This is a genomic window from Mesorhizobium sp. M2C.T.Ca.TU.002.02.1.1 (genome assembly GCF_003997225.1).
Genome location: NZ_RZTO01000349.1, coordinates 1 through 5,998 on the forward strand (window position 1 = coordinate 1; position 5,998 = coordinate 5,998).

Below are 5,998 nucleotides of genomic sequence, written 5' to 3' on the forward strand. Positions count from 1 at the left end.
CTGACGATCTGCAGGCCGTGCGGCAGCTGGTCCCTGAAATCGAGCCTTGTCGCCTTGAGCAGGGCAGCCACGCTTGGCCGGTCGAAGTCCTGCGGGTCGCCATGGATGCCGAAGCTCAGGACATACTCAACGGAATCGCAGCTTCTCTGGCCGCCTTTCTTGGTGAAGAACGGCACGATCCGCGCGAGTTCCGCATTGATGCCGCGTGACGCTGGATTGGCGGCCTGGTCGGTCGCGGCCGGAGCCTGGTCCTGGGCGAGCGCCGGCAAGGCCGGCATCATGGCGACCGCGATACCGGCCGCCATCAGCCAGCGCGCGGCGCGCCTGGCATATGACAGGGGTTTCATGATCGTCTCCATGACGGTTTTGCGCGAGGTGGAGCGGGAATGGGCGAGATCGCTCATCTTTCCCTCCTCGGCGCTTCGCAGTCGACGGCTGGCGTTCTGAGCGGCAGCGTCATCTTGCAGCAAGGGTAGTAGCCACCCTTGTCCTGATCGGACTTGCGGTAGAAGCAGAGCCCGACATTGACGGTGTCGCCCGGATTGTGGCCGGTGATGTCGACCGCGTAGGGCTTGCCCGGGACATGCGACATGGGGGTGGTCACCCCGACGCCGGACGTCCTGGACTGCGCCTTGATCGAATCGCCGCCGAAGCCGGCATGGTCATGGAGAGTGAGTTCGGCCCGCAGACCGCGCGGCGTGCAATAGTAATGCACGTCCTCGACATCCACGCAGGGCGGCAGATTGCCGGGCGGCGGGAAGTCGGGCGGATAGAACGGAGGCAGATAGCCGCCGGGGATTTCCTCGTAGTAGCCGGCGCGGCCCTCGCAGGGGCGCCAGACCCTGACGTCGCCGACATGGCCTTGCACGTCCGGGTCTTCGAAATAGCCGTCGAAATCGACGAACCAGGAGCCGAAAGGCGGCACGTTGGCCGGCTTGACCAGCGCGCTCGGCGTCAGCTGCACGCCGTGCACGGCAAGCGGTCCGCCGGCGGCGAGCCGCTCGGCGAGCTCCGGGTTGTCGCGCAGCTTGTCGCCGGTGTTGACGACGGTGTCGGTGCAGACGGACGTGTCGAGATTGCCTTCGGTGTCGTAGCGATATTGCAGGTCGACGCCGCCGGCCGACTGGCGGTTGCCCTGCGGGAAGCCGACCGCATATTCCTCTGGAACCTCGACCCAGGCCGATTCCGTTGCCGGATCGTCAGGGTCCTCGCGCCAGTAACGGATCAGCTCGCCTTTGCCGGAAGAGGCGAAGCGGCTGTAATCGTAGCGGTTCTCGACCGGGCCACGCTGGGCGAGATACATGAAGCCCTTATTGTCGAAGGCGATGTCGGTGACGGCATAGTCCTGGTCCGCCTTGACCGTCAGTTCCCAGCGCGGATCGCCGGCAAAGCTTCCGTCGCTCGCAATGCCGACCGACCAGATTTCGGCCTTCTCGCCGACGGAATAGTAGAGCCGGCCGCCATGATAGGCGACAGCCCAGACGCGGCGCGCATCCTGCGTATAGCCCCAGGTCTCGGGGGCTTCGCTATCGAAAGCGGCAGCCTGGATGTCCATCGCGGCGCCGTCGTCGGCGACGGGCTCTAGCCCATGCGCCGGGCGCCCGGCGACGCCATGGTCGAAGCTGTCGATCAGGTGGCCCTCGATATCGATGCGGTGAATGAGCCCCGTGTCGAGATCCGAAGCGAAGAACTCGCGATGGGTAGCATCGAAGGCGAGGTTGCCGATGCCCGGCCCGCTGTTGGTGTCGATGTCGGCGAATTTGGAGACCGCGCCCGTAATGCCGTCGATCTTCCAGATCGTGCCCGGACCGCCGCCATTCTCGATGCCGAACTGGCCGTCCATGAAGACCGCGCCCGCGGCGCCGCGGCGCTGCCGCTCCGGCCTGCCGTCATTGTCGGTGTCCGGCGTGACGATCTCGATGCCGTGCAGCGAGGTCGCGGCCGCGTAGAGATTGGGAACGCCCGAAGGCACGCCGTCGCGCATGCCATCGTCATAGGCGAGGCCGAACACCTCGCCGATCTGGCCGGCGGTCACCTCGAAAGGCGGCGGCGTGTTGACCAGTTGGCCGGAGGCCGGCCCGCCGAGATTGGAAACGTTGAAGACGCGCAGGGATGCGCGGGACGTGTCGATGAAGGTCTCGTCGACCGGGTCGACGCCGGGCGGCAGACCCTGATCGAAATCGGGAATGGTGGTGCCCGGAAAGCCGGTGACCGCCATCGAGCCGGGATAGATGATCTGGGTTTCCTGCGCCTTCGCCACGCCGCCGAGCCACAGGCCGGCGGACAGCGCCAGGGCGAGAATTCCGCTGCTTGTCGCGATTGCGCGGCGCAAACGGCCGCCACGGGAACGCAGGAACGAGCCGCGAACGCCAGACATTGAACTCCCCCCGAAGCCGCTGGAAGGAACGTCCGCCTCGACCGCGCCAACCAGGGCAAGGCGCGGCGTTGCGGCACGTTCTTCCCCAGCTGAATTGTCCGCCTTTGTCCGCGCGACGATACGCCTGCGCCGGGGAGGGGTCAACGGAACCAGCCGGAAGCCCAGCGCATCGACGCCATCCCGCGGGCGATGGTTGTGCCGGGCGCACGTTGTTTCTTGAACCCTCGAAGTCTCTGGAGTTCTGATCATTGACGCCTTCCTCCGAGCCGCATCATTGCGGCGCCAGACCGTCAGTCGCGGATCAGAGCGGAAAGGTTCAATGCGGCGGATGCGAGGCGGCAGAAAAGTCGGCTGTACGAGGCGATCACCAGAGCCAGTCGCCGCGCCCAAGCGCCGAAACTACCTCGACGATGCGGCTGAAGCTCGTCCGAGCCCGGCCGACCATGTGCCGGGCCCTGAGATAACCATGCACCAGCCCCGGCTCCTCGAACCAGGTGGCGCGTCCGCCGGCCGCGACGACGCGGTCGCGATAGGCCTCGCCGTCGGAGGACAGCGGGTCGCATTGCGCGGTGATCAGCACCGTCGGCGGCAAATTGGCGAAATCGGCATCGGCGAGCGGGTAGAGCGTGATGTCGCCGGTCATGTCGACGCCGCCGGTGCGGATATGCTTGTAGAAGTCGAGGTCGCACACTGTCAGCATCGGCGCCTCGGCATGCGTGACGTAAGAGCCCTTCGAGTGGTCGCCGCCGAGGCCGGGATAGATCAGCACCTGGCCGGCCGGCTTCTTGTCATGGCCGCGCGTGGCGTGAGCGACTGCGGCGCAGAGATTGCCGCCAGCGCTGTCGCCGCAGAGCAGGACATGGCAGTCATAGGTCTTGGCGGCCCATTCGAAGGCGTCCATGGCGTCATCGAAGGCCGCCGGGTGCAGATGCTCCGGCGCCAGCCGGTAATCGAGCGAGACCACCTGGAAGCCGGTGCGGGCGCAAAGCTCGGCGCAGACGTCGTCATGGCTGTCCAGACCGCCAAGGATGAAGCCGCCGCCATGGATATAGAGCACCATCGCGGTCTTGTTCGGCGCAGCGTTCCGGTAGATGCGGACCGGGATGCTGTTGGTCGGTGCGGCAACGACAGTCGTCTCCGCCGTCACGCCTTGCGGATAGCCGGCAAAGAACTCGCGGCACATCCGGTCGTAGATCGCGCGCTGCTGGGTGATCGTGTAGTCGATCGTATCCGGCGGGTAGTAGGAGTTGGTCTTCTCGATGAATGCCCAGGTCTCGGCGTCGATGAGGGTTTTGTAGTCGGTCATGAAGGATGGCCAACTTCAGATGATAGCGCCCAGGCCCCCCTCTCTGTCCTGCCGGACATCTCCCCCTCAAGGGGGGAGATCGGATGTCGCGAAGGCTTTCGCCAATCTTCTGCGTCGCAAGAGGAGCGCTGAGCCCGAAACTGCCAATCTCCCCCCTTGAGGGGGAGATGCCCGGCAGGGCAGAGAGGGGGGCTTGGCGCCGTCATCTCCGTAAAGTCACTTCCCCTTCCACACCGGGTCGCGCTTCTCCGCGAACGCCCGAAACCCTTCCATATTGTCTTCCGACCCGTAGAGGATGTCGACCGTCGGCAGTTGCCGGCGCGTCACCTTGTTCATGGCGTCCTGGAAGGTCAGCGCCTCGGCCACCCGCGCTGTCTCCTTGATCGAGGCGAAGACCAGCGGCGGACCGCTGGCCAAAAGCCTTGCGATCTCCCAGACACGCTCTTCGAGCTTCTCCTTGGGCAGCACCTCGTTGACCAGGCCCCAGCGATGCGCTTCGGCGACGTCCATCCAGCGGCCGGTGAACAGGAGGTCCATGGCGATGTGGTAGGGGATGCGCTTCGGCAGCTTGATGGTCGCGGCGTCGGCCAGCGTGCCGGCACGGATTTCGGGCAGCGCGAAGGAGGAATGGTCCGAGGCGTAGATCAAGTCGCAAGACAGCGCCAGCTCGAAGCCGCCGCCCACCGCCATGCCGTTGACGCAGGCGATCACCGGCTTGTTGAGGTCGCGCAACTCCTGCAGCCCGGCAAAGCCGCCGACGCCATAGTCGCCGTCGACCGCATCGCCGGCGGCGGCCGCCTTCAGGTCCCAGCCGGCGCTGAAGAACTTGTCGCCGGCCGTCTTGACGATGGCGACACGCAGCTCCGGATCGTCGCGGAACGCCTTGAAGGTCTCGCCCATCAGCCGCGATGTCTTGAGGTCGATCGCGTTGGCCTTCGGCCGGTCGAGCGTGACCTCGAGGATCGTGCCTTCGCGGCGGGTGGTGATGACGTCAGCCATTCTTCTTTTCTCCAAGCACGAGCAGGGCGTCCGCGATCCAGGCGCCCTTGCCTTCGGCGCAGACGATCAGCGGGTTGATGTCGAGTTCCTCGATCTCGCCTTCGTTCTTCAGCACGAAGTCGGCAATGCCGGCGATGGCGTCGATGGCGGCCTTGACGTCGGCCTTCGGCCGGCCTCGATAGCCTTCGAGCAGAGGATAGAGCTTGAGCCCACGCAATGCCGCCTCGATGTCGTCGCGCGTCGCGGGCAGCATCAGGGTGACGCTGTCGCGCAACAGCTCGACCAGCACGCCGCCGGTGCCGAGCGTCATCACCACGCCGAACATCGGATCGCGGGTGAAGCCGACGATCAGTTCGGCGACGCCGTCGCGCACCATGCGCTCGGCATAAAGCCCGGTGCCGAGCGGCAAAAGGTCATGCGCGGCGGCGCTGACGGATTCGGCGTCCTTGAGGTTCAGCCTGACCGCGCCGACTTCCGACTTGTGCGTGACGCCGAGCGCCTTCAGCGCCACCGGGAAGCCCAGCGTCATCGACGAGATCACCGCCTCGACCGCATTCGAGGCGCGCTCGCCCTTCGGCACCGGCAGGCCGGCCTTGATCAGCCTTTCCTTGGCTTCGGCCTCGTCCGGCGTCACGCGCTTGGCTTCGGACGCGCCTGCCGCCGTCGTGTCGACCGGCTGCGCCTGCGGCTCGCGCCAGGCCCAGCCGATAAAGGCGGCGGCCTGGGCGGCGTCCATGGCCTCCGAAATGCCGAACAACGGCACCATGCCGCGCGCCATCAGGCCGGCGGTGTACTCCTCCGGCAGGTTCTCCGGCAGCGAGGAGACGATCGCGCCTTGCGCCTTGTTGGTCTTCAGCGCCGCCTCGAAGGCGCGCAGTGTCGCCCACCAGTCGACATCCGAGCACCGGTCGGGACGCGGGAAGTCGAGCACCAGCATGTTGAGGTCGAAGCCGCCCGACACCATGGCGGTGAAGGTCGCCGTCATCGCCGGCTCGTTGTTCCAGATGAAGGTGTGGTAGTCGAGCGGATTGGCGACCGCGACCAGCGGTCCGAGCGTCGATTTCACATGCGCGCGGTGCTCGGCCGTCAGCGCCGGGAAATGCACCCAGCGCCCCTCGGCGCTGTCCGCCATCACCGAGGCTTCGCCACCCGAACAGCTCATCGAGGAAAGCTTGTAGCCGGGCAGCGGCCCGGTGATGTGCAAGAGCTTCAGCGCCTCGATGAAGGCGGGAATGGAATCGACGCGCGCGATGCCGAGCCGCTTCAGGAAAGCGCCGGAGGCGGCGTCGGAGCCGGCGAGCGAGGCGGTGTGCGAC

4 protein-coding genes and 1 pseudogene are annotated in these 5,998 nt (G+C 66.3%); all 5 read right to left on the reverse strand.

Annotation, left to right across the window (positions count from 1 at the left end; genetic code table 11):
* A pseudogene (locus EOD07_RS18835) lies at positions 1-404 on the reverse strand (hypothetical protein); the annotation flags it as partial.
* Positions 401-2,377 carry a hypothetical protein gene (locus EOD07_RS18840; protein WP_127236541.1) on the reverse strand — a complete coding sequence of 659 codons (1,977 nt, stop codon included), beginning with the start codon at positions 2,375-2,377 and terminating at the stop codon, positions 401-403. The gene EOD07_RS18840 and the pseudogene EOD07_RS18835, both read right to left, overlap by 4 nt.
* Before the next feature lie 364 nt (positions 2,378-2,741).
* Positions 2,742-3,683, reverse strand: a complete 942-nt coding sequence (locus EOD07_RS18845) for an alpha/beta hydrolase (protein WP_127236542.1) — start codon at positions 3,681-3,683, stop codon at positions 2,742-2,744.
* Positions 3,684-3,899: 216 nt separating this feature from the next.
* On the reverse strand, positions 3,900-4,682 hold the full coding sequence (locus tag EOD07_RS18855) for a carnitinyl-CoA dehydratase (protein WP_127236543.1): 783 nt from the start codon (positions 4,680-4,682) through the stop codon (positions 3,900-3,902).
* Positions 4,675-5,998: acetate--CoA ligase family protein (locus EOD07_RS18860; RefSeq protein WP_164772346.1), on the reverse strand; the 1,324-nt coding region annotated here is incomplete at its 5' end. The genes EOD07_RS18860 and EOD07_RS18855, both read right to left, overlap by 8 nt.

What these genes read in the sequence shown, in the direction of transcription:
- EOD07_RS18855 (WP_127236543.1), bottom strand. Translation starts at nt 4,682, where the DNA reads ATGGCTGACGTCATCACCACCCGCCGCGAAGGCACGATCCTCGAGGTC.
- EOD07_RS18840 (WP_127236541.1), bottom strand. Translation starts at nt 2,377, where the DNA reads ATGTCTGGCGTTCGCGGCTCGTTCCTGCGTTCCCGTGGCGGCCGTTTG.
- EOD07_RS18845 (WP_127236542.1), bottom strand. Translation starts at nt 3,683, where the DNA reads ATGACCGACTACAAAACCCTCATCGACGCCGAGACCTGGGCATTCATC.